Annotated in this window: 14 protein-coding genes and 1 tRNA gene; 8 read left to right on the top strand and 7 right to left on the bottom strand. The window is 65.3% G+C overall.

Annotated features, from left to right (window positions below; translation table 11 throughout):
- Window positions 1-198: 198 nt before the first annotated feature.
- Both zwf and BM175_RS04690 read left to right on the top strand, forming a co-directional pair.
- Window positions 199-1,719 carry a glucose-6-phosphate dehydrogenase gene (gene zwf / locus BM175_RS04695; protein WP_090959939.1) on the top strand — a complete coding sequence of 507 codons (1,521 nt, stop codon included), beginning with the start codon at window positions 199-201 and terminating at the stop codon, window positions 1,717-1,719.
- Window positions 1,716-4,397, top strand: a complete 2,682-nt coding sequence (locus tag BM175_RS04690) for an MGH1-like glycoside hydrolase domain-containing protein (RefSeq protein WP_090959936.1) — start codon at window positions 1,716-1,718, stop codon at window positions 4,395-4,397. The genes zwf and BM175_RS04690 overlap by 4 nt, the downstream gene beginning before the upstream one ends.
- Before the next feature lie 26 nt (window positions 4,398-4,423).
- On the opposite strand, the gene BM175_RS04685 is transcribed toward BM175_RS04690, so the two are convergent.
- The gene (locus BM175_RS04685) at window positions 4,424-5,575 is read right to left on the bottom strand and encodes a M24 family metallopeptidase (RefSeq protein ID WP_090959933.1); all 1,152 of its coding nucleotides are present in this window, start codon (window positions 5,573-5,575) and stop codon (window positions 4,424-4,426) included.
- 155 nt (window positions 5,576-5,730) lie between these two features.
- Here BM175_RS04685 and BM175_RS04680 point away from each other — a divergent pair, with 155 nt between their 5' ends.
- Window positions 5,731-6,660 (top strand): DMT family transporter, encoded by a 930-nt coding sequence (locus BM175_RS04680; RefSeq protein WP_244545859.1) that lies wholly within the window; start codon window positions 5,731-5,733, stop codon window positions 6,658-6,660.
- Between the two features lie 209 nt (window positions 6,661-6,869).
- Window positions 6,870-9,251, top strand: coding sequence for a bifunctional diguanylate cyclase/phosphodiesterase (locus BM175_RS04675; protein ID WP_175526754.1), 2,382 nt, complete (start codon window positions 6,870-6,872; stop codon window positions 9,249-9,251).
- 97 nt (window positions 9,252-9,348) lie between these two features.
- On the opposite strand, the gene iolB is transcribed toward BM175_RS04675, so the two are convergent.
- The 4 genes from iolB to BM175_RS04655 form a co-directional block, all read right to left on the bottom strand.
- Window positions 9,349-10,161, bottom strand: a complete 813-nt coding sequence (gene iolB, locus BM175_RS04670; protein WP_090959927.1) for a 5-deoxy-glucuronate isomerase — start codon at window positions 10,159-10,161, stop codon at window positions 9,349-9,351.
- Between the two features lie 15 nt (window positions 10,162-10,176).
- Entirely contained in the window at window positions 10,177-11,061 is an 885-nt protein-coding gene (gene iolE / locus BM175_RS04665; protein ID WP_090959924.1) for a myo-inosose-2 dehydratase, read from the bottom strand.
- A gap of 34 nt (window positions 11,062-11,095) precedes the next feature.
- A complete protein-coding gene (locus tag BM175_RS04660) occupies window positions 11,096-13,003 on the bottom strand; it encodes a bifunctional 5-dehydro-2-deoxygluconokinase/5-dehydro-2-deoxyphosphogluconate aldolase (protein WP_090959921.1) in 1,908 nt (635 codons plus the stop codon).
- A gap of 165 nt (window positions 13,004-13,168) precedes the next feature.
- On the bottom strand, window positions 13,169-14,020 hold the full coding sequence (locus BM175_RS04655) for a MurR/RpiR family transcriptional regulator (protein WP_090959919.1): 852 nt from the start codon (window positions 14,018-14,020) through the stop codon (window positions 13,169-13,171).
- Between the two features lie 354 nt (window positions 14,021-14,374).
- Between BM175_RS04655 and iolD the strand changes: the two genes are divergently transcribed.
- The gene (gene iolD, locus BM175_RS04650; protein WP_090959916.1) at window positions 14,375-16,228 is read left to right on the top strand and encodes a 3D-(3,5/4)-trihydroxycyclohexane-1,2-dione acylhydrolase (decyclizing); all 1,854 of its coding nucleotides are present in this window, start codon (window positions 14,375-14,377) and stop codon (window positions 16,226-16,228) included.
- Window positions 16,229-16,312: 84 nt separating this feature from the next.
- Here iolD and BM175_RS04645 read toward each other — a convergent pair whose 3' ends face one another.
- Both BM175_RS04645 and BM175_RS04640 read right to left on the bottom strand, forming a co-directional pair.
- Entirely contained in the window at window positions 16,313-17,560 is a 1,248-nt protein-coding gene (locus BM175_RS04645; protein WP_090959913.1) for an MFS transporter, read from the bottom strand.
- A 137-nt stretch (window positions 17,561-17,697) separates the two neighbouring features.
- Window positions 17,698-17,787, bottom strand: a tRNA-Ser gene (locus BM175_RS04640).
- 198 nt (window positions 17,788-17,985) lie between these two features.
- Here BM175_RS04640 and BM175_RS04635 point away from each other — a divergent pair.
- The 3 genes from BM175_RS04635 (at window position 17,986) to BM175_RS04625 (ending at window position 22,410) form a co-directional block, all read left to right on the top strand.
- The gene (locus BM175_RS04635) at window positions 17,986-19,596 is read left to right on the top strand and encodes a LysM peptidoglycan-binding domain-containing protein (protein ID WP_183193286.1); all 1,611 of its coding nucleotides are present in this window, start codon (window positions 17,986-17,988) and stop codon (window positions 19,594-19,596) included.
- Window positions 19,597-19,773: 177 nt separating this feature from the next.
- Window positions 19,774-21,624 carry an ABCB family ABC transporter ATP-binding protein/permease gene (locus BM175_RS04630; protein ID WP_090959908.1) on the top strand — a complete coding sequence of 617 codons (1,851 nt, stop codon included), beginning with the start codon at window positions 19,774-19,776 and terminating at the stop codon, window positions 21,622-21,624.
- A gap of 87 nt (window positions 21,625-21,711) precedes the next feature.
- The gene (locus BM175_RS04625; protein WP_090959906.1) at window positions 21,712-22,410 is read left to right on the top strand and encodes a phosphatidylserine decarboxylase; all 699 of its coding nucleotides are present in this window, start codon (window positions 21,712-21,714) and stop codon (window positions 22,408-22,410) included.

Below are 22,410 nucleotides of genomic sequence, written 5' to 3'. Positions count from 1 at the left end.
GTCCGGGTGAGGCTTCTGTCTTTGGCATTTCCCGGAGGCCGTCTGTGGTCGTCCGCGACAGGGTCGACGCGAGAATCTTGCGTGCTTGCGTGTTTACAGCGCGCGCGAGGCTCCCAACTCCCTTCAGCCTGTCGCAACGATGTGCGACCTGTCGTCTCGCAGCAAGCCGTGCATCGTCCGAATCGCTTGGAACCCCCCATGACCGCACCCGCCGTCGCCCCAGCCTGTACGCTCGTCCTGTTCGGCGCCGCCGGAGATCTGGTGAAGAGATTGCTGGTTCCCTCGATCTACGACCTCATGGTTTCCGGCGTTCTCGATCCCGACTTCCGTATCATCGGCATCGACCGTGCCGAACTGACCGATGAGACCTGGCGCCAGAACCTCTATGACGCGTTGCATCAGATGGCGGCGGACCCAGCGGCCGAATTCAACGCGGGCTCCATCCGGGAGGACGTATGGTGCGATCTCTCCGGTCGCCTGAGCTACCAGCACGGCGACGTGACGCAGGACGCGACCTATCAGGCTCTCGCGGCGCGAGTGCACGGAAGCGCGATCTTCTATTGCGCGGTGGCGGGACGGTTCTTCGGTCCCATCGCCGACGGGCTTGGAAAGGCCGATCTCCTGCAGGAGAACGCGGGTGACTTCCGCCGCCTCGTCGTCGAGAAGCCGTTCGGCGATGACCTCGCCTCCGCGCGCGCCCTCGACGCCAAGATTCTCGGCTGGGCGCAGGAGCACCAGATCTATCGGATCGACCATTTCCTCGGGAAGGAAACGGTCCAGGCGATCATGGCCCTACGCTTCGCGAACCGGATCTTCGAGCCGCTGTGGTCGGCCGAACACCTCGACCACGTACAGATTACCGCGGCGGAGGTTCTCGGCGTCGAGGGCCGCGGCAGCTTCTACGAGCGCACCGGTGCGTTGCGAGACATGGTGCCGAACCACCTTTTCCAGGTTCTGGCGATGGTCACGATGGAGCCGCCGAAGGATCTTGGCGAGCGTGCGGTTCGCGATGCCAAGGGAAGGGTTCTCGCCGCGGTCCAGCCGGTGAAGCCACTGGACATGGTGCGCGGCCAGTACGCGGCCGGCACCGTCAACGGCGCACCGCGCGTCAGCTACCGCGAGGAGCCCGGCGTCGATCCGAACAGCCCGATCGAGACCTATGCCGCTCTTCGCCTCGAGATCGCGACACCGCGGTGGCAGGGCGTGCCGTTCTACCTGCGAACGGGCAAGCGCCTCTCCGCGCACCGGACGGAGATCGTGCTCCAGTTCAAGCCGTCCGCGCATTCGATCTTCGGCGGGCAGCCCGAGGCGAACCGGCTGTCGCTTCATATCGATGGCGACAAGGGCCTGCGGACGGACTTCCAGATCAAGGCGCCGGGACCCGGCATGGCGCTGGCCCCGGTTGCCGAGACCTTCATGCACGACGACTTCTTCGAACACGTGCCGAACATCGGCTACGAGTCGCTGCTCTACGCCTGCATGATGGGCGACGCGTCGCTCTTCCAGCGGGCCGACGCCATCGAGGCGCCGTGGGTCTCGGTCGAGCCCGTGCTGGAGGCCTGGAAGACGGGCGAGCCGGAGCTCTATGCTGCCGGTAGCGCTGGACCTGCGTCCGCCGATGCCCTGTTGGCGCGGGACGGCCGCGCCTGGGCCAGTCTTCAGCCGCAGCCCGATGCCAAGGCCGGGCGGCGGATGGCCGACGGGACGAAGGCGGGATGAGCGAGGCGGAGCGTTCGCCGCTCCTCGAAACCGCCGAAGGCCAGCGAATCCATGGTCCCGAACAGGACGCGTGGCTCAGGTGGGGCCCCTATATGGCGGAGCGCCAATGGGGCACGGTCCGCGAGGACTACAGCGCGGACGGCGACGCGTGGTCATATCTTCCACACGATCACGCACGATCGCGCAGCTATCGCTGGGGGGAGGACGGCATCGCCGGGTTCTGCGACGCCGATCAGACCTGGTGCCTGTCGCTCGCCTTGTGGAACGGGGTGGATCCGATCCTGAAGGAGCGCCTCTTCGGGCTGACCAATGCGGAGGGCAATCACGGTGAGGACGTGAAGGAGCTGTGGTGGCATCTCGATGCGGTGCCGAGCCATGCCTGGCAGTCGATGCTCTACCGATATCCGCAAAGGCGGTTCCCTTACGGGGACCTCGTGGCGGAGAACGGACGAAGACGCGGAACCGTGGCACCGGAATACGAACTGTCGGACACCGGTGTCCTGGCCGACGACCGCTTCTTCGATGTTCAGGTCGACTACGCCAAAGCCGCTCCGAACGACATCCTGATGCGCGTGACCGTGGTGAACCGCGGGCCGGAAGGCGCCGTCCTCCACGTTCTCCCGCAACTCGTTGCCCGCAATACGTGGAGCTGGGAACCCGCCGCGCCCAAACCCTTGATCGGGCCGGCGGACGTTGGCTCGGTGATCGCCTCACATCCGCAGTTCGGTCATATGCGGCTTTCGGCGCTTCAGCAGGCGGACTGGCTGTTCTGCGAGAACGAGACCAACATCCGTCGCCTCGACGGGGCGTCAGCCGACGACGCGTTCAAGGACGCGATCAACGACCATATCGTCGGCGGGCGTGTCGTCCCGTTGCCAACCGCTGGCACGAAATGCGCCGCCCTCTCGGTCCATGACATTCCCGCCGGGGGCCACGTCGTTCTGCGGTATCGCTTCGCGCCCGAGGATGCCGAGCGGCTCGACGAGGCTACGATCGAGCGGACGTTCGCTGAGCGCCGGAAGGAATGCGACGCGTTCTTCGCCGTCCTGCAGGCGGCGATCGACGACGCGGACGCGCGGTTGGTTCAGCGACGGGCGCTGGCGGGCCTTCTGTGGTCGAAGCAGGTCTACCGCTACGACGTGAAGCGCTGGCTGGATGGCGACCCGGCCGAGCCGGCACCGCCTGCGACGCGCCTCGACGGACGCAACGCCGATTGGACGCATCTCGATGCGGCTGACCTGATCCTGATGCCGGACACGTGGGAGTATCCATGGTTCGCGTCCTGGGATCTTGCCTTTCATGCCATGGCGGCGGCCATCGTCGACCCCGCGCTCGCCAAGCGGCAGCTGCTGCTGCTTGCACGTGACCGGTACATGCATCCGAACGGCCAGCTTCCGGCCTACGAATGGAACTTCGGCGACGCCAATCCACCCATCCAGGCCTTTGCCGCCCTGCGCGTGTACCGCATGGATGCCGCGCTCACCGGTACGCCCGATCGAGACTTCCTCGAACGGCTGTTCCACAAGCTGATGATCAATTTCACCTATTGGGTGAACCAGAAGGATTCACAGGGGCGCAACCTCTTTCAGGGCGGCTTCCTCGGGCTCGACAATATCGGCGTCTTCGATCGTTCGCAGCCGATCCCGGGCGGCGGCATGCTCGAACAGGCGGACGCGACGGCCTGGATGGCCATGTACGCGCTGAACCTCATGCGCATGGCGCTGGAACTGGCCGAGGCGGACAAGGTCTACGAGGACATCGCCTCGAAGTTCTTCGAGCATTTCCTCGTCATCGCTTCGGCCATGACCCATGTCGGCGCCTCCGAGGCGGACAAGGACAGCGGCGAGGGACGGGGCCTGTGGGACGACGAGGATGGCTTTTTCTACGACGCCCTGATCCTGCCGGATGGCTCCGAGGCGACGCTGCGGGTGCGCTCGCTCGTCGGACTGATACCGCTCTGCGCGGTCGAGGTGCTCGATGCCGGACTGGCGGAGCGATACCCCGATTTCGCCCGCCGGCTCGACTGGATGCTGCGTCATCGCCCGGATCTCACCATGCAGGTTTCGCGGTTCGCCGAACCCGGAAAGGACGCGCGCTTCCTCCTGTCGCTTCTGCGCAGACAGCGCATGTCGAGGCTGCTCGCCCGCATGCTGGACCAGAACGAGTTCTTGTCCCCCTTCGGCGTTCGCTCTCTGTCGAAGGCCCATAGGGACGCTCCGTTCGCCATGGAACGCGACGGGACGCGTTTCGAGGTGCGCTACGAGCCCGGCGTCTCGACCTCCGGCATGTTCGGCGGCAATTCCAACTGGCGCGGGCCGGTCTGGATGCCGCTCAACCTCATGCTCGTCGAGTCCATCCGCGAGTTCGCCCGCTTCTATGGCGACGAGTTCGGCCAGGAGTGCCCGACGGGCTCCGGCCGCATGGCGACGCTGACGCAGATTGCCGACGAGCTTTCGACGCGTGTCTGCGCTCTGTTCGCCCGACATGAGGATGGGACGCGCCCGGCGCTCGGCGGTCCGGCCACTCGCGGAGGGGCGGACGATGTCGAACTGATCCAGTTCAACGAGTTCTTCCACGGCGACACGGGACTGGGGCTCGGCGCGAGTCACCAGACCGGCTGGACGGCGCTCGTCGCGCTTCTGCTCCAGAAGACCGCTGCGCACGCGGAAAGAACGTAGAGCCGGAGCGTTTCTCGGTCCGGCGTTCAACGACGTGCCGTCGGACTGTCGTCCGGCTTCGTGAACCACCGGGGACCCGTTTCGGTCATGTACACATGATCCTCGAGGCGAATGCCGAAACGGTCCGGGATCACGATCATCGGTTCGACCGAGAAGCACATGCCGGGCTCGAGAACTGTGTCGTTGCCGCGAACGATGTAGGGCGCCTCGTGGATCTCGAGGCCCAGTCCATGGCCGGCGCGATGGGGTAGTCCGGGAAGTCGATAGTCCGGCCCGAGCCCGTGCCGTCCGAGAACCTTCCGCGCCGCGTCGTCGAGCGATGCGCAGGAAGCCCCGACCTGGGCGGCCTCAAACACGGCGTCCTGCGCCTCGCGCTCGATCCGCCAGGTGCGCGCGACGTCGGCTTCCGGTTCGCCCATCACGTAAGTGCGCGTCAGGTCGGAATGATAGCCGTCCAGACGGCAACCGGTGTCGACAAGGATCACATCGCCATCCCGCAACGTCTGTTCTTCATCCGCGCCGTGGGGCAAGGCGGTGGCGGCACCGAACGAGACGATCGCAAAGGTGGAGCCGTTGTCGGCTCCAAGCCGACGATGCTCGGCATCGATGAAGGCGACGACCTCGGATGCCGCGATGCCGGGCTGCATATCCGCCCGGACACGCTCGTGAACACCGAGCGTCAGGTTCATCGCATGCTGGATCAGCGCGATCTCCGTGGGGGACTTGCGCATGCGCAGGCGGGAGACGATCGGCCCGCCGTCACGAAGCCGCTCCGCACCGAAAGCCCGGGCCAGACGGTGATACTGGAACAGGGGCAACTGCTCGTCCAGTGCCAACGTCGCGCCTGACGACAGCATGGCGGAGATGAGCTCTGCGGATTCCTCTTCCTCCTGCCAGGCGACGATGTCGCCCTCCAGCCGCGGCAACGTTTCCACGCGCGAACACTCGAAGCCCGGCACGACGTATCGCAGGGTGTCGCGGGTCACCAGCGCGCCGCAGAACCGTTCGCTGCCATGCCAGACGAGGCCAGTGAAATAGCGAAGGCTTTCGGTGGAGCCGAGGAGAAGAGCTTCGATGCCGGCTTTGTCCAGTTCTGCCCGCAGACGATCCAGCCGCCGCCGGCGCTCCGACGCTTCGATGCGTGGAACAGGATGATTCCAGGCGGCTTGGGTGGCCATGCGGGTTCCGTTGGGTCGGTGGTTCCTAGTCGTCGACATGCCGCGACGCACTCGCACGTGCAAGCGCGGACTGCGCCGATGCGGCGTGCCCGCTTGCCCTAGATCGCGTCATCCGTCAGGAGAGAGGGGATGGAGCTCGGGATGGAAGCCTCCTGATGCCCCAGGAGACGGCCTTCATGGCGGACCCGCAACCTCACCTTGCCGTCAGCCTCGGCCTCCTTCTGGTGTTGGCGACGCTTTGGGGTGCCTCCTACACGTTCATCAAGATCGCGGTTGAGACCATACCCCCGATCACACTGATCGCGACGCGCACGCTCATCGCAGGCTCCCTGATTCTCGTGGTTCTGCACCTGCGCGGCCTGCGTCTTCCGCTGGATCGCCGCAACCTCGGCCGCTTCTTCGTCCAGGCCTGCCTGAATTCGGTGGTTCCTTTCGTGCTGGTGGCGTGGGGGACGCAGTTCGTCGATGCGGGGCTCGCGACGATCCTGAACTCCCTGACCCCGGTCTTCGCCTTTCTGATCAACTGGGGGATCACGCGGCACGAGGTTGTCAGCACCCGCAAGGCCCTTGGGGTCGCGGCAGGCCTCGTCGGCATCTGCCTCGTCGTTGGCCCGTCCGCGCTTCAGGGCGCTAGCCAGCAGTTGACCGCGCAGCTCGCGATCATCATCGCCGCGATGGCCTATGGTGCTGCGGTGACGTTCGGACGGACGTTCCGAGACCTCGACCCGATGATGCCGGCGGCAGGCTCGCTCCTCATGGGATCGGTGATTCTGATGCCCGTCAGCTTGATCGGCGATCGCCCTTGGACACTCGCTCCGACGGCGGCGTCGTTGAGCGCGCTTATTGCGCTTTCCGTCTTCTCGACGGCACTCGCCTTCACGCTCTACTTCTATCTTCTGAAGCGTATCGGCACGGTCGGTGTGACGGCGCAAGCCTATCTCCGGGTTCCGATCGGCGTCGGCATCGGGATGGTTTTCCTTGGGGAACTGCCGCAGCCGACGGCCTGGATGGGCATGGCGCTCGTGGTGGTCAGCGTCATCGCCATGACGCTGCCAAGCCGGAAATCGCGGACGGCGACTGTCTGAGAGCGAGTTCCCATGGACCTGCGCTGTTCCGACGCTCCGCCTTTCCGTGGATATCCGCGCGGAAAGCCGCGTTCGACGGCACGCTGATCAAAAACCCGGCACCGGCGTCAGAATGCATCAACACTCGCAAGCTAGCCTGAAAGAACGAGACCCGAATTACACGCTGTAGTTATTGGGTACTATTCAATGCTATTATGACGAGCCAGGCCATGATGACGGTTTTGAATTGTATCGTGGTGGAGCACAATCTCTGGCTCGTGCTCATGGCCGCTGTCATCTGCGCGGCCGGTTCCTGGGCGATGGTCCGTCTGTTCCTCCGAGCAGCTGCATCGAGGTCCACGGAGCGGTGCGCCTGGCTCGTCCTTACCGCCTTCATCACCGGGGCTTCGATCTGGTGCACACACTTCGTCGCCATGCTCGGCTATGAGCCAGGGCTGCCCGTCGGCTTCGATCCTGTGCTCACGATCATTTCCATGCTGGCCGCGATGGTGGGGTCCGGGGTGGGCTTCCTGATCGCGACAGCCCGCGGGCGTGCAGCACCAGCGTTGGGCGGGGCGATGGTCGGCCTGTCGATTGTCGTCATGCACTATGTCGGCATGCTCGCCTATCGCGTGCAGGGCATCGTCGAATGGAAGCTTGATTTCCTGTTCGCATCCATCGCGATCTCCTGCGTTCTCGCTGGCGCTTCGCTGCATGTGGCGATGCGTGGCAAGGGGGAGGCGACGCGACTTTACGGCAGTGCGGGCCTGTTCTTCCTGTCGATCATCGGTCTTCATTTCACCGGCATGACCGCCTTCCAGGTCACGCCGATGGCGATCGAGGGGTCCTTCTCCAATCCGGAAGCTCTCAATGCACTGGCGTTTGCCGTGACCTGCGTCGGCTTGGCCATCGTTTCGGCCGGTTTTGCGAGCGGCTTTATCGACAACAGCGCCCGCGCGACGGCTGCGGACGCGCTGGCCAACATGTCGAACGGCCTGACGATGATATCCCCGTCGGGACATGTCACGCTCGTCAACGAACGAGTGCGCTCGCTCTTTCGTCTCGAAACGAACGACCTTCGGCTTGGCATGACGCTTCAGGCCTATGTCGGCGTGATCGGGGCCAAGGCCGGGTGGGGATCCGACCGGGTTGCGCGGGTGATCGAGAACCATCAGGCCTGGATGCGCGAAGGGCGCGTGAAGCGCCTCGAACATCATTTCGATGACGGCCTCATCCTTCATGTCTGCTGCCAGCCAGTCGGACGAGGCGGTGCGATCCTCACCTACGAGGACGTGACGGAAGCTCGGAACGGCCAGAAGACGATCGCTCACATGGCCTTTCACGACGCGCTCACCGGCTTGAAGAACCGCCGCATGTTTGCGCAGTCCATCGAGGAACTGATGGGGTCTGGCTCGCTCACCATGCTGATGATCGACCTCGATCGCTTCAAGGACGTCAACGACCGCCTGGGCCACGCGACCGGCGACGTGGTGCTGCGAGAGGTCTCGTCGCGTATCGAGAGCCTCTTGGTGCCTGGTGAGCAGGCGTTCCGGCTCGGCGGCGACGAACTCGCGGTGCTCAGTGCCTCCGGCGAGACGCGCGCCGAGGGGCTTGCGGCCGAACTCGTGGCCTCGCTGTCGCGTCCGATCGAAACCGGGTCGGACGTCGTGATCATCGGTGCGAGCGTCGGCATCGCGACCAGCCGCCCGGACGACGACCCGTCGACCGTGCAACGGAAGGCCGACCTCGCCCTCTACTCCGCCAAGAAAGCGGGCAGGGGCCGCTTCGACATCTATCGTGACGGCATGCTGGAGGAGGAGGCGAGGCGCCGCGACTTTGAGCGCGATCTCTCCGAAGCGATCGCGTCGAACCAGCTGGAACTCTGGTATCAGCCGCTTTTCAGCCTGCCGGACCGACGGCTCAAGGGTTTCGAGGCGCTGGTACGCTGGCGCCACCCCGAGCGTGGCCTCGTCAGTCCGGCCGAGTTCATCCCGGTCGCCGAGGAATGCGGGCTCATCTCGGCGATCGGCGCCTGGGTGATCGATCAGGCTTGCCATCAGGCCTCGCAGTGGCCGGACGAGCTCTACATGTCGATCAACGTGTCGGCGGTGCAGCTTCGCTCGGCCCTCCTGGCAACGCAGATCGATCAGGCGCTTCGACGTTATGCCCTTCCGGCCTCACGCATCGAGCTGGAAATCACCGAGACTGCCATCGTCGAGAACAGCGAGCATCTGGCCGTCGTTCTCGCGGGCCTGCGCGCCATCGGCGTTCGGATCGCGATGGACGACTTCGGTACCGGCTACTCGTCTCTCGCCCATTTGCGCGAATTCAAGGTGGACCGAATCAAGATCGATCGCAGTTTCATCGCGGCGTCCCAAAGTGATGCGGGTTCAGCTGCCATCGTTCGCGCTGTCGTGTCGATGGCCCGTGAACTCAGCATCGACACGACGGCGGAGGGAATCGAGAAGGAGGATCAGCTGACAAGCCTGCAGGCTCTCGGCTGCGGGACAGCGCAGGGCTTCCTGCTCGGGCGTCCCCTGATGATCGGCGCTGCCGACGAACTGGCGTGGTCGCTTCGCAGCGGGCGTATCCCATCGATCGCCGTGGCCTGACCCCTTCGAGCCCTTCGCTCGAAGAGGGAGATCACATACGAAAGGGGCGCCGCGATAGCGCCCCTCGCAAAATCGATGCCGAAGATATCGGACGGTGTCAGACCTTCAGCAGCCACTCGTGTTCGGATGCGTTGTGGAAGCGCCATTGCCGGCGTGGACCGGCCATCACGTTGAGGTAGTAGAGATCGTAGCCATGGATTGTCGCGCAGGGATGATAGCCTTTGGGGACCAGCGTCATGTCGCCGTCCTCCACCGCCATCGCCTCGTCCAGTTCCCGGCGGCCTGACGCGTCGGCGTCGGTATAGACGCGCTGGAAGGCGAAGCCCTGCGGCGGGTTGAGCCGATGGTAGTAGGTTTCCTCCAGCGAAGACTGACGCGGTAGATCGTCCTCGTCATGGCGATGCGGCGGATAGCTCGACGTGTTGCCGGCGGGGGTCACGACCTCGACCACCAGCAGCCCGTCGGCGTCGGCGGTCTCCGGCAGAATGTTGGTGACGTGCCGGACGTTCGACCCCTTGCCGCGCACTTCCTGCCCGTTGTCGTCTTCCGCGATCAGGCGCGGCGGACGGGCCCCTGCGGTGCCCGGCGCGGTGCAGACGGCCAGTTCGACATCGGTTTCCGCCGTTGCCGACCAGTCCATCCCGGCCGGAACGTAGACCGAGGACGGCTTGCCGTCGAACGGCGACATGCGTCGTCCGACCGAGCCGAAGTTGCTCTCGCCGGCGGTGATCGATGCTTTGCCCGAAACCAATACGAGACAGGCTTCGCGATCCGCGTCTCCGCCGGCGAGGCGCTCACCGGGCTTCAGCTTGTGGAGGGCAAATCCGACATAGGTCCAGCCGGCGCTCTCAGGCGTCACGTCGATGACGCAGCCCGTCTCGCCGCTCGGCTTCACGAGGAGTTTCGACATCGCTCTCGCCTTCCTTCAGCGCTTCGATCCGGCTTCCGCCAGGAAGCGTTCGAGGTTGTCGCGACCCATCTTCACGTAGGTGGCGGGATGGGCTTTCTCAGGGTCCTGCTCGGCCTCGATCACGACCCATCCGTCGTAGTCGGGGAGCTGCCGGAGAACCGAAACGTAGTCGACCGAGCCATCGCCCGGAACCGTGTAGACGCCCGCCAGAACGGAGGTGAGGAAGCTCCAGTCCTCGGCATTGGACTGGCGCGCGACGCCGGGGCGAACATCCTTGGCATGGAAATGGACGATCCGGTCGCGGTAGCGCTCGGCCAGATCGGCGGGATCGGCGCCGGCCCAGGTGGCATGGCCGGTGTCGAGGAGCAGCGTGAAGGCGTCGCCCGTCCCGCCCATCAAGCGGTCGATCTCCTCTCCGGTCTGGATCACGGTGCCCATATGGTGGTGGTAGGCGATTTTCAGCCCTTCGCCTTTCAGAAGCTCGGCAAACCGCGTCATCCGCGGCAGGAGCGTCTCCCACTGCTTGTCCGAGAGGACCGGCCGCTGGCTGAGAGGCGCTGCCTCGTTCCCATGAACGGTTCCGGTGCACTCGCAGACGATGAAGATGTCGGTTCCCGCGCCCTTGATCAGAGCGAGGTGATCCTTGGCTGCGGCGAACTCGGCGTCCGCATCGCGCTCGAGAAGGAAGGTCGAATACCATCCGCCCACGAACACCATGCCGTGCTCGGCGAGCTTCACCTTCAGTGCCTCGGCATTCTTGGGGAACTTGTGCCCGAGTTCCATTCCCTCGATGCCGATGGCGCTCGCCTCGGACAGGCATTGCTCGAGGCTGATGTGGCCTCCGATGTCCTGCCGATCGTCGTTGCTCCAGCAGATCGGGTTGGCGCCGATACGGATCATCTTCAGTGTCTCCCGATGTGTCGAATCGTCCGGCTCAAGCGGCGGTGGCCGGCCGGGCCGCATTCCAAGACGAGACCAGCGCCGCGAAGCGCCGGGCCATGTCCGCGATCGCTGTCTCGTCGTCGATCTCGCCCCTCAGCCAGCGCCGGGCGGCGTCTGCGAAGATCGTGCGGCCGACCGCAAAGCCCTTCACGAGGCGCGCTTCGGATACCGCCCGGAAGGCCTCGAAGAGTTCCGCTTCCGGCGCGTCGAGCCCGAGAAGCACGATCCCGCGGCAATAGGGGTCGTTCTCGCTGATCGCCGTCTCGATCCGCTGCCACGCAGCCGCGTTGCGCTGGGGCTCAAGCTTCCACCAGTCGGGCTTGATGCCGAGATCATAGAGACGCCGGATGACGGAGGCGACCGTGTCCTCTTCGAGGGGGCCGTGTTTTCCGGCAATGATCTCGACCAGGAACTCGCGGCCGACGGTGCGTGCGGCGTCCGCCAGTCGCAGGAGTTCGCGCTCCTGTCGCTGCTTTAGTTCGGCCTGGTCGTCCGGGTGGTAGAAGCAGAGGCACTTCACCACCTGGTTGACCGGCCACTCCTGAAGGTGACTCCCAAGGTCGGGCATGTGATCGAAGTCGAGCGGCCGCGATCCGGGCTCCTCTACCGGGCGTCCGATCCAGAACCCTTTGGCATTCGCCTTGTAGAGGGCCTTCTGGCCGTAGGTCCCGTCCAGCAACATGCCGAAGCCGGGCCGGTTGCCCGCGACGCGCGACGCGGCCTCGACGGTCAGGACCTTGAAGTCTTCGATGCGCTCGCGCGGAGCGCCGGCGGCATCGGCCATTTCTTCCAGCTGCATGCGATGGTCGCAGGCGAGCGCCACAAGCTGCTCCGGCGCTGCGCGACGGGTCGTCGCCCAATGGATGTGGTTGAGATCCTCGTCCTTGCGCAGGCGACGCTTGATCTTGTCTTTGGCGAGAAACGCATCGAGCTCGGCAATGGTCGGGTATTCCGGCGAGCAGAGGAGGCGCGAGACGGCGAAGGCCCCGCAGGCATTGGCCATCGTGGCACACTCGGCGTGGCTCTTGCCCCGCAACCAACCAGCCAGAAGACCGGACATGAAGGCGTCGCCCGCACCCAGGACGTTGAAGACTTCGATCGGAAATCCGCGCCCGGCGATACCGTCGTCGAGACTGTCGATGGGGCCGTCGAAGATGATGCATCCCATCGCGCCGCGCTTCAGGACCAGCGTGGCCAAGGAAACGGCGCGGATGGCCTTCAGGGCGCCCAAGGGATCGCCGACGCCGCCGGCAATCATCATCTCTTCCTCGGTGCCGACCACAAGATCGCAGTCCGGCAGGATCGTCTGCAGCTTCTTGGACACCGCATCCGAGGCGACATAACGCTCGAACCCTGCGGCGTGTCCGCCGAGGCCCCAGAGGTTGGGCCGATAGTCGACATCGAAGACGACCTTCGCGCCGTGAGCCTTGGCAAGACGGATTGCCTTGCGCTGCGCGGCCTCCGTGTTCGGCTTCGAGAAATGCGTGCCGGTCACGACGATGGAAGCGGTCGAGGCGATCAGGTCCTCGCTGACGTCGGCCTCGTCGAGCGCCATGTCGGCGCAGTCCGAGCGATAGAAGATCATCGGCGAGACGCCTTCGTCTTCGACCGCGAGTAGCACGAGCGCGGTCAACCGCTCCGGATCGATCGCGACGCCGCTCGTCTCCACGCCCTCGCGCGCCAACTGCTCGCGAACGAAGCCACCCATCTGCTCCGCCCCGACCCGCGTCAGAAGCGCGGACTTCAGACCAAGCCGCGCCGTGCCGATGGCGATGTTGGCGGGGCAGCCGCCGACCGACTTGGCGAAGGTGGCAATGTCTTCCAGCCGCGATCCGATCTGCTGGCCGTAGAGATCAACCGAGCAGCGGCCGATGGTGACGACATCGAGCGATGTGGACATGGGCCCTCCTGGCCGCGGCGCGGCATTTGCGGCAAGCGAGCCGCGGCACGGGCCGCGCTTCACGATCCGCCGTCTTGAAGCACGAAATCCATTTCTTGTCTATTTGGAATTATCATTCCGTATTGTTCGGCTCTTCTCGAACAGCAGGGCTAACAGGCGAACGTCTCAACCCTGGCGTCGGTCAGCGACCCCAAGGGCCAGGGTCATCGCAAGGGCCATGCTGGCGGACAGGGAGCGGAAGCCCTGGAAGTCCGTCTCCACCACTTCGAACCAGATCCGAGAGTCCGATGCGAGGGGGCTGAAGGGGCTGTCGGTGATGACGACCAGCGGGACGCCTGCATCCCCCAGTTCTCGCGTGTGAGCGATCGTGGCAGGCGCATAGGGGGTGAAGGAGATCGCGAGCGCGGCATCCCGCGGGGTCGCGAAGGAGATCGTTTCCGGGTCGGTGCCGACGGCGGAGCCGATCAGGATGTTGCGGATGCCGAGCTTGCCCAGCGCATAGCTGAGATAGGATGTGATCGGAAAGGACCGACGTTGCGCCACGAGATAGATCGTTTCCGCTTCGGCCAGGATCCTTGTAGCCCGCTCAACGCTGTCGATGTCGATACGTGCATGCAACTGCCCGATCGATTGGGTTGCACTCTTGCAGAGGCCGTCCAACAGCATGCCTGCCTTGGACGTCTCGCCTCCGGTCGCGCGAAGCGACATCAGGCGCTCGTCGTAGTTCGTCACCTGGCTGAGCAGGCGCTCGCGAAAGACCGCCTGCAGATCCGTAAACCCGGAAAAGCCGAGCGTCTGGGCGAACCGGATGAGCGCCGAAGGCTGGACGCCGGCATCCTCCGCGATCTTAGCGACTGTTCCGAGCGCCACGTCGTCGGGATGGGCGAGCGCGTAGGCCGCAACCTGCTGCAGGCGCCGGGGCAGTTTGATCGAGCCGCCTGCCAGGCGGTCCCGGAGTTCAGCATACGTCCCCGGCGACGTGGCGCCGACAGGTCTGGCGTCGACGGAAGACGGCATCAGGACGACCTTTCACGATCCTGACGGTCCATGACCAGCAGGGCATCGGATGACACTAGGCCACCGTTCGCGCGTTGACACAACCCGTCCACGCGAAATAGAAGTTCTAGGCCCCGATGTTTCGGCGTAGAAGTTCTATTTTGACATCGGCTGGTCTAATTGGAAGAAGGATGGCTTCGATCGCGACTCATCCGGACGATCGGTCTCCTTCCTCTATGCTGGCGGGACCATACGGCGGGCGCAAGGGCTGACCTTGGGTTTGGCGCCCGACCGGCCTTTCGAGAAGCGACGAAATTAGATTCTGTCCCGACCGGTTGGAGAGACGATCCGGACAGCAGGCGGAGGACGAGCGAGATGACGGCGAACACGGTTCGACTGACGACTTCCCAAGCCCTCGTGCGCTTCATGATGGCGCAGAAGACGGTCATCGACGGGGAGACGCTTCCGATCTTTGCGGGCTGCTGGGCGATCTTCGGCCACGGCAACGTTGCGGGGATGGGTGAAGCCTTGCAGGCGGTGAGGGACGACTTTCCGACCTATCGCGCCCACAACGAGCAAGGCATGGCCCATGCCGCGATCGCCTTCGCCAAGGCCAGCTTCCGCCGTCGCTTCATGGCCTGCACGACCTCCATCGGGCCGGGTGCACTCAATCTCGTCACGGCCGCTGGTGTCGCCCACGTCAACAGGCTGCCGGTCCTGTTCCTTCCCGGCGACGTCTTCGCCAGCCGACTGCCGGACCCGGTCCTCCAGCAGATCGAGGATTTCGGAGACGGCAGCGTTTCGGCATCCGACTGCTTCCGCCCGGTATCGCGCTACTTCGATCGCATCCAGCGTCCCGAGCAGTTGATCCCGGCACTTCAGCGGACGATGCAGGTCCTGACCGATCCGGTGGATTGCGGGCCCGTGACCCTCTCTCTCTGCCAGGACGTTCAGGCCGAGGCGTTCGACTTCCCGGAGGCTCTTTTCGCCGAGAAAGTATGGGCCTTCCGTCGCCCGCGTCCCGACCAGGACGAACTCGCCAGCGCCGTCGCGCTGCTTCGGGCTGCAAAGAAACCTATGATCATCGCCGGCGGCGGCGTTCTCTATTCAGAAGCCACGGCCGAACTCGCCGCCTTTGCCGAGCGCCATCGCGTGCCCGTTGCGGTCACGCAGGCCGGCAAATCCGCGATCGACGAGCGGAGCGAGTTGTCGCTCGGTTCGGTGGGCGTGACCGGCACGAGCGCGGCCAATGCGCTGGCCGCCGATGCCGACGTGGTGCTCGCGGTGGGCACGCGACTGCAGGATTTCACGACCGGATCCTGGGCTCTCTTCCGGTCCGAAGAGCTGAAGATCATCGGTCTCAACGTCGCGCCCTATGACGCAGTCAAGCACGGCGGCGTCCCGCTCGTCGCAGATTCCCGGGTGGGACTTGCGGATCTCTCTCGGGAACTTGGCGGCTGGCGGGCGACGGGGCAGGACGATCGCGCCAAGGCCGAGCGGTCCAACTGGTTCGACGCGGCCAACAAGGCGCTGGCTTCCAGCAACGCCGAACTGCCGTCCGATGCCCAGGTCATCGGGGCTGTCGCCCGCGCTCGCGGGACGGAGGACACGATCGTCCTGTGCGCCGCGGGTGGTCTTCCCGGCGAACTCCACAAGCTCTGGGCGCCAACCCAGCCCGGCGGTTATCACATGGAGTACGGCTTCTCCTGCATGGGCTACGAGATCGCCGGTGGTCTCGGCGCCAAGATGGCGCGGCCGAAGAAGGACGTCATCGTCATGGTCGGCGATGGCTCCTACATGATGATGAACTCGGAGCTCGCGACCTCGGTCATGCTGGGCCAGAAGCTGACCATCGTACTGCTCGACAACCGGGGCTACGGTTGCATCAATCGCCTGCAGATGGCCTGCGGCGGCGCCAACTTCAACAATCTGCTGCAGGACTGCCGCCAGGAGGTCACGCCCGACATCGACTTCGTGGCGCACGCTCGGGCCATGGGAGCGGAAGCCGAGAAGGTGGCCTCGATCACCGACCTCGAAGCCGCGCTCGAACGCACGAAGTCCAACACTCGCACGACCCTGATCCTCGTGGACACCCACCCGCTGATCGTGACGGAGGCGGGCGGCCACTGGTGGGACGTCGCCGTGCCGGAGGTGTCCGATCGCTCCGAGGTCGGCGATGCACGCACCCGGTACGAAGAGAAGCGAGCCCTCCAGCGGGCGATCAACTGAGGATCGTCGAAGGATCGGGCGTCGTTCCTCCTCCGATCTGCCTAGCGCATTGCGGGTCGGCGTTCTCCCGGGAAGCGGCGCTCGCTAGCGCTCCAGGGCCGCGTCCGCCCGTGGGTCCAGCGTGACTGAGGCGGGCGTCTGAACACGCGCCAGAGGCACGGATTGGAATTCCGGCCTCCGGTTCGCGGGCGATGGGGACCGGAGCGAAATACGGGCGAGCGTGTAAACGAGAAGCGCCAGATGCGCGCCGCCGGTCGCGATGAAGATACCGTCCGGTCCGTAGGTCTGCATCAGCCAGGCGGCCAGCATCGGGCCGCCCATCGTGCCGAACCCGTAGAGCACCAGAAGCCCGCCCGAGATCTTCACGAAATCGCTGGGATCGGCGATGTCGTTGGCGTGCGCGACGGCGAGCGAGTAGGTGGGATAGATCACCCCGCCGATCACGGCGGCTATCGCGAACAATGTGAGCGAACCGCCCGACCAGAGCGTCAGGGCGCACAACGCAGCGCCGAGGCCGATGGTGCCCGACAGCGCGAGGACATAGCGACGGTCCACCCGGTCGGACAGCCGTCCGAGCGGTACCTGCAGGATGGCACCGCCCGCCATGGTCGCGACCAGCAGCGTCGAGATTTCCGTCGTCGACAGACCGATGTCCTGTCCCAGCACTGGGGCCATATTGATCCAAGCGCCCGACAGGATGCCGGACAGGAAGACGCCCGCGACCGCGGCCGGCGAGTTGCGATAGAGGCTGCGGACGTCCAAGCGCACCTGAGTCAGAGGCTTCGGGCTCGGAGCACGCGACAGGGCGTTCGGTATCACCGCCATCGCGAAGAAGATCGCGCAGATCATGAAGACGGTCGGGAGCGCCGGATCGGCCAGCGGCATGGCGAACTGGCCTGCGATCATCGCGACCATGGAGACCACCATGTAGATCGAGAAGACGCGCCCGCGCGTCTCGTTGGTCACGCGCTCGTTCAACCAGCTCTCGATGACCATGTAGGCGCCCGCGAGCGCAAATCCCGAGAAGCCGCGCGCGATGACCCAGGGTGCGGTTTCGACCGCGATGCCGTGGACGAGGATCGCGATCGCGAGCAGGGCTGCCAGCGCCGAGAAGCTTCGCACATGCCCGGCCGATCGGACCACCGTTGGCATGGTCACGCAGCCCAGCGTGAAGCCGATCGCGTAGCTCGTACCCATCAGGCCGATTTCATAGGGGCTCCAGCCCTCCAACGATGCGCGGACCGGCAAGAGGATACCCTGCAGACCCGCGCCCGCCATGAGGAAGAAGGTGGACAGCAGAAGCGAGACGATCGGCAGGAGATTTTTGCGCATCGAACATTCCGCATCGGCCAGCACGAGGACCGGCTAATCGAGACGCTTCTATAGGGTGGTTTTGAAGGTTTTGTGCCCGCTTCTTCAATCAGGAGAACGATATAAGGGAACTTGGGAGCATCGATATCTGGTCGATGTGGCGGAGAAGATGGGATTCGAACCCACGATACCGTTCCCGGTATACTCCCTTAGCAGGGGAGCGCCTTCGACCACTCGGCCACCTCTCCGACGCGGTTGGAAGTATCGGAAGCCTCGACAATGTTCAAGGGCAAACTCGGCCGAAGCGGATGCCGCGCGATACGACCGCCGTGCTGGTTACCATACGGCAACGGACTGCCCATCCCGTTCGAATTGCACGACTAATCGCATTGTGGCGGGACAGTGCGCGCGATAGGTTCGCCTGTATCGAACCTTGTACTGGAAGGATGTGCGACGCGATGATCAGACGGAAGGGGCCGATTCTGGCGGTCGCGGTGATCGCTGCATTTGCCTTGGGCTGGTATCGCGGCCTCTTCGGGGTCGATACCGGCACGTCGGTGACCGCGCCCCATCCGGCCATTCCGACCGGAACGACATCGAGCTCGCCGGCACCCTCGCAAATCGCGGCGGACGACGCGCCTGTACCTTCGACCGGTCAGACGAGCCAGCGCAATGCGTCCGAGAGTGGCGAGCAGACCGCATCGCAGACGCCCGCTGCCGGTTCCGAACCACCGGGCACAACCGCAAGCTCGCAGTCGCCTGAAACCGCATCCGCTTCCAGCCCGGCACCGGGTTTCGACGTGGTTCGCGTCGAGCCCGATGGTTCGACGGTGGTCGCCGGCAAGGGAGCTGCCAATGAGCTCATCACGCTAACCGACGGCACGCGCACGTTCGGGCAAGCCAACACGGACGCCAACGGCGACTTCGTGATGACGCTGTCCCTGCCGGAGGGAAGCCACCGCCTTCAGCTAGCCCAGCGCGACGATAACGTCTCGAACGACGCGGCGGTGATCAACGTACCCCCCTCCGGCAAGTCGGAAGAACTGCTGGTCATGATGCAGCGTCCCGGCGAAGCGAGCGAGATCATTCAGCGTCCCGCGGAAGCCGGCCTTGCTGCTGCCTTGCCGAGCGGACCGAACTCGGCGGCCGAAGAATCGAGAGACGATCCGGAGCCGCCGCGCGCGGTCGCAGCGGTCGCGCCCCAACCGGCCACGCCGAACGTGCCGACACCCTCCGAGGCGACTGGGACGCTGCTCGGCGTCGACGCCGTCGAGATCGAAGGGGATCGGTTGTTCGTCGCCGGCTCGGTCAAGGAGCGGTCGACCGTTCGCGTGTATCTCGACGATCAGCCAGTCGCGGAAGCCAGAAGTGGCGTCGGCGAACGATATGTCGCGAGCGCCCGCACCAATGTCGCCGTTGGCCAGCACACCATTCGCGTCGATGCGCTCGACGAGGCTGGACGCGTCGTCAGCCGGGTCGAGGTTCCGTTCCAACGCCCCGATGGAAATTCGATGGCTGCGATCGCCGCGGCACCAAAGCCTAGGCGGGAACAGGAAAACACGACGGGCACAGCCAGCAAGGCTGATGCCGCCGACGGACCGCGCTCTGCCGGAACGGCGGCGTCGGTCGGCGCGCCCGGCGATGCCGCTTCAGCCGACGCCGCTTCCGCGTCTTCTGCGCCGGACGCCGCGGAGATCGAACCCGCGGCTGGATCATCCACCACGGCGGCTGGGACGGCGGCGGGCTCGATGGCGTCCGCCGAGCAGAGGCCAGATGGGGCTGCAGGTTCGGATGGAATGTCCGCCAGCGGAAGCGCGCCGGCGACGGAACCCCCGACGGTTCGTCAGGCGCCGCTGGAGGCGTCGGCATCCCGTGTGATCATCCGCCGCGGCGATACGCTGTGGCGGATCTCCCGCGAGACCTACGGTCGTGGCAACCGATACACCGTGATCTACCTCGCCAACGGCGACCAGATTCGCGACCCCAACCGCATCTATCCGGGACAGGTGTTCCGGGTCCCCGATGACGCAATTGTCGGAGAGCCTCCTCGCGGTTGACGCGCTGTTCGCGAAGCGGCGGGTCTCGCATCACGCGGGATGGGCTGGTCCTGCGCGGGGTGGAGGGATAGAAGCGTTCCAAAACGGCGGCTGCCTCCAGCCGGTCGCCCGTCGCGATGGAACGCCACTATCTTGTCCCAGACATCCAAGCCCGCCGCTGCCGGCGAAGGTCGCGTCATGTGGCGCACGCTGAAGAGCCTCTGGCCCTACATGTGGCCGGAAGGACGGCCCGACCTGCGAGCCCGCGTCGTCTGGGCGAGCTTCTACCTCGTGCTCGCCAAGCTTTTGACGGTCGGTATTCCATACTTCTTCAAGTGGGCGACCGATGCCCTCGACGGCAGTCATACGGCGCAGGAGTGGCTACCGCTCGTGCTCACCGGGGCGGTGACGCTCGTCGTCGCCTACAACGTCGCTCGCGTCGTGTCCGTCGCGCTCAACCAGTTGCGCGACTCGCTGTTTGCCAGCGTCGGACAGCACGCGGTCCGCGTTCTCGCCTTCAAGACCTTCGTGCATATGCACCAGCTGTCGCTGCGCTTCCATCTGGAGCGGCGGACGGGCGGACTCAGCCGCATCATCGAGCGTGGCACCAAGGGCATCGAGACGATCGTGCGCTTCACGATCCTCAACACGGTGCCGACGATCCTCGAATTCGCGCTGACGGCCGCGATCTTCGGTTTCGCCTACGGCTGGCGGTATCTCGTGGTCGTCGCGGTGACGGTGTTCGCCTACGGCTGGTTCACGATCAAAGCGAGCGACTGGCGCATCGCGATCCGCCGCGAGATGAACGACTCCGATACCGAGGCGAACACCAAGGCGATCGACTCGCTTCTGAACTTCGAGACGGTGAAGTACTTCGGCAACGAGACGATGGAGGCCGAGCGTTTCGATCGCTCGATGGCGCGCTACGAGAAGGCGGCGACGCAGACCTGGACCTCGCTCGGCTGGCTCAACTTCGGCCAGGGCGTCATCTTCTCCGCCGGCATGGGCGTCGCGATGGTCATGTCGGCGCTTGAGGTGCGGGCGGGCACGCAGACGCTCGGCGACTTCGTCTTCATCAATGCGATGCTCATGCAGCTGTCGGTGCCGCTCAACTTCATCGGCTTCGTCTACCGCGAAATCCGGCAGGGGCTGACCGACATGGAGGAGATGTTCCGCCTCCTGCGTATCCGCGAGGAGGTGCGTGACCGCGAGGGGGCACAGGACCTCGTGGTCGGCGAGGGAGCCATCCGCTTCGAGGACGTGCATTTCAGCTACGATCCCGAGCGCCCGATCCTGAAGGGCGTGAGCTTCGAGGTGCCGGCCGGCAAATCGGTGGCAATCGTCGGCCCCTCGGGCGCCGGCAAGTCGACGATCTCGCGGCTTCTCTTTCGCTTCTACGACGTCCAGTCCGGTCGCATCACCATCGACGGGCAAGACATCGCTTCTGTGCGGCAGGCCAGCGTGCGCGCGGCCATCGGCATCGTCCCGCAGGACACGGTCCTCTTCAACGACACGATCGCCTACAACATCCGCTATGGCCGCACGGAGGCGGCCGAGGATGAGGTGAAGCAGGCCGCGGCGCTGGCGCAGGTCGCCCACTTCATCGAGGCGCTGCCGGACGGTTACGGCACGATGGTCGGCGAGCGCGGTCTCAAGCTGTCGGGCGGCGAGAAGCAGCGCGTCGCGATCGCGCGTACGATCCTGAAGAGCCCGCCGATCCTCGTCCTCGACGAGGCGACCTCTGCGCTCGACACCCATACCGAGCAGGAGATCCAGAGCGCGCTCCAGCTCGTCTCGCGCCAGCGCACGACGCTGACGATCGCCCACCGCCTATCGACGATCATCGACGCCGATGAAATCATCGTGTTGCGCTCAGGCGTCATCGTCGAGCGCGGATCGCACCGCGCGCTGCTGGCGGCGGGTGGCCTCTACGCCGAGATGTGGACCATGCAGCGCGAGGCGAGCGAGGCCGAGGAAGCACTGCGTCGCGCGCGCGAGGCGGATGCGCTCGGCGTCATCGAGCGTCGCCGTCCGGCAAGCGTCGAGTAGGTCGCGCTCGGCGGCGTTGAGACCCAAGCGGTTTACCCCTATGTGTCGGGGCCAGCCGCTTCGGCCTTGATAAGGATTCCCGCCTCGATGGACATGATCGCCTCGATCCGAAACGTCTTCGTTCCGATCCATCGGGCCGGCTATCCGTTCATCGCCGGGTTCTTCGTCGCCTCCGTGCTGCTCGGTCTCCTCTGGGAGCCGTTGCTCTGGATCGGCTTCATCCTCACCGTCTGGTGCACCTACTTCTTCCGCGATCCCGCACGGACGACGCCGGTCGGCGAAGACCTCGTGGTCAGCCCAGCGGACGGCAAGGTCTCGCTGGTCGGGCTTGTGCGTCCGCCGGCCGATCTCGGCCTCGGCGACGAGCCGCTGCTGCGGATCTCGATCTTCATGAACGTCTTCGATTGCCACGTGAACCGGGCTCCGGTCCGCGGTCGCATCGATCGGATCATCTACAAGGAAGGCCTCTTCAAGAACGCCGAGCTCGACAAGGCGAGCGAGGTCAATGAGCGTTCCGGCATGGTCATCGCCAACGCGCATGGCGAAGTGGGTGTTGTGCAGATCGCGGGCGCCGTTGCGCGCCGCATCGTCGTGTTCTCCCGCGCCGGAGAGCATCTGGAGACGGGCGAGCGTTTCGGCCTCATCCGCTTCGGCTCCCGCCTCGACGTCTATCTGCCGGACGGCGCCGTACCGCGTGTCGCCGAGGGGCAGAAGGCCGTCGCAGGCGAGACCGTGATCGCCGAGTATGGCGCCGGCCACCCGGCCTGGACCTTCCGGCGGGACTGA

Source organism: Aureimonas phyllosphaerae (assembly GCF_900113065.1).
Taxonomy (GTDB): Bacteria; Pseudomonadota; Alphaproteobacteria; order Rhizobiales; family Rhizobiaceae; genus Aureimonas; species Aureimonas phyllosphaerae.
Note: the sequence above shows the minus strand (reverse complement) of the source record. Positions and strands in the feature narration are given on the sequence as shown.

Coding starts and splice junctions, on each gene's coding strand:
- zwf (WP_090959939.1), top strand. CDS start 199: ATGACCGCACCCGCCGTCGCCCCAGCCTGTACGCTCGTCCTGTTCGGC.
- BM175_RS04690 (WP_090959936.1), top strand. CDS start 1,716: ATGAGCGAGGCGGAGCGTTCGCCGCTCCTCGAAACCGCCGAAGGCCAG.
- BM175_RS04685 (WP_090959933.1), bottom strand. CDS start 5,575: ATGGCCACCCAAGCCGCCTGGAATCATCCTGTTCCACGCATCGAAGCG.
- BM175_RS04680 (WP_244545859.1), top strand. CDS start 5,731: ATGCCCCAGGAGACGGCCTTCATGGCGGACCCGCAACCTCACCTTGCC.
- BM175_RS04675 (WP_175526754.1), top strand. CDS start 6,870: ATGATGACGGTTTTGAATTGTATCGTGGTGGAGCACAATCTCTGGCTC.
- iolB (WP_090959927.1), bottom strand. CDS start 10,161: ATGTCGAAACTCCTCGTGAAGCCGAGCGGCGAGACGGGCTGCGTCATC.
- iolE (WP_090959924.1), bottom strand. CDS start 11,061: ATGATCCGTATCGGCGCCAACCCGATCTGCTGGAGCAACGACGATCGG.
- BM175_RS04660 (WP_090959921.1), bottom strand. CDS start 13,003: ATGTCCACATCGCTCGATGTCGTCACCATCGGCCGCTGCTCGGTTGAT.
- BM175_RS04655 (WP_090959919.1), bottom strand. CDS start 14,020: ATGCCGTCTTCCGTCGACGCCAGACCTGTCGGCGCCACGTCGCCGGGG.
- iolD (WP_090959916.1), top strand. CDS start 14,375: ATGACGGCGAACACGGTTCGACTGACGACTTCCCAAGCCCTCGTGCGC.
- BM175_RS04645 (WP_090959913.1), bottom strand. CDS start 17,560: ATGCGCAAAAATCTCCTGCCGATCGTCTCGCTTCTGCTGTCCACCTTC.
- BM175_RS04635 (WP_183193286.1), top strand. CDS start 17,986: ATGTGCGACGCGATGATCAGACGGAAGGGGCCGATTCTGGCGGTCGCG.
- BM175_RS04630 (WP_090959908.1), top strand. CDS start 19,774: ATGTGGCGCACGCTGAAGAGCCTCTGGCCCTACATGTGGCCGGAAGGA.
- BM175_RS04625 (WP_090959906.1), top strand. CDS start 21,712: ATGGACATGATCGCCTCGATCCGAAACGTCTTCGTTCCGATCCATCGG.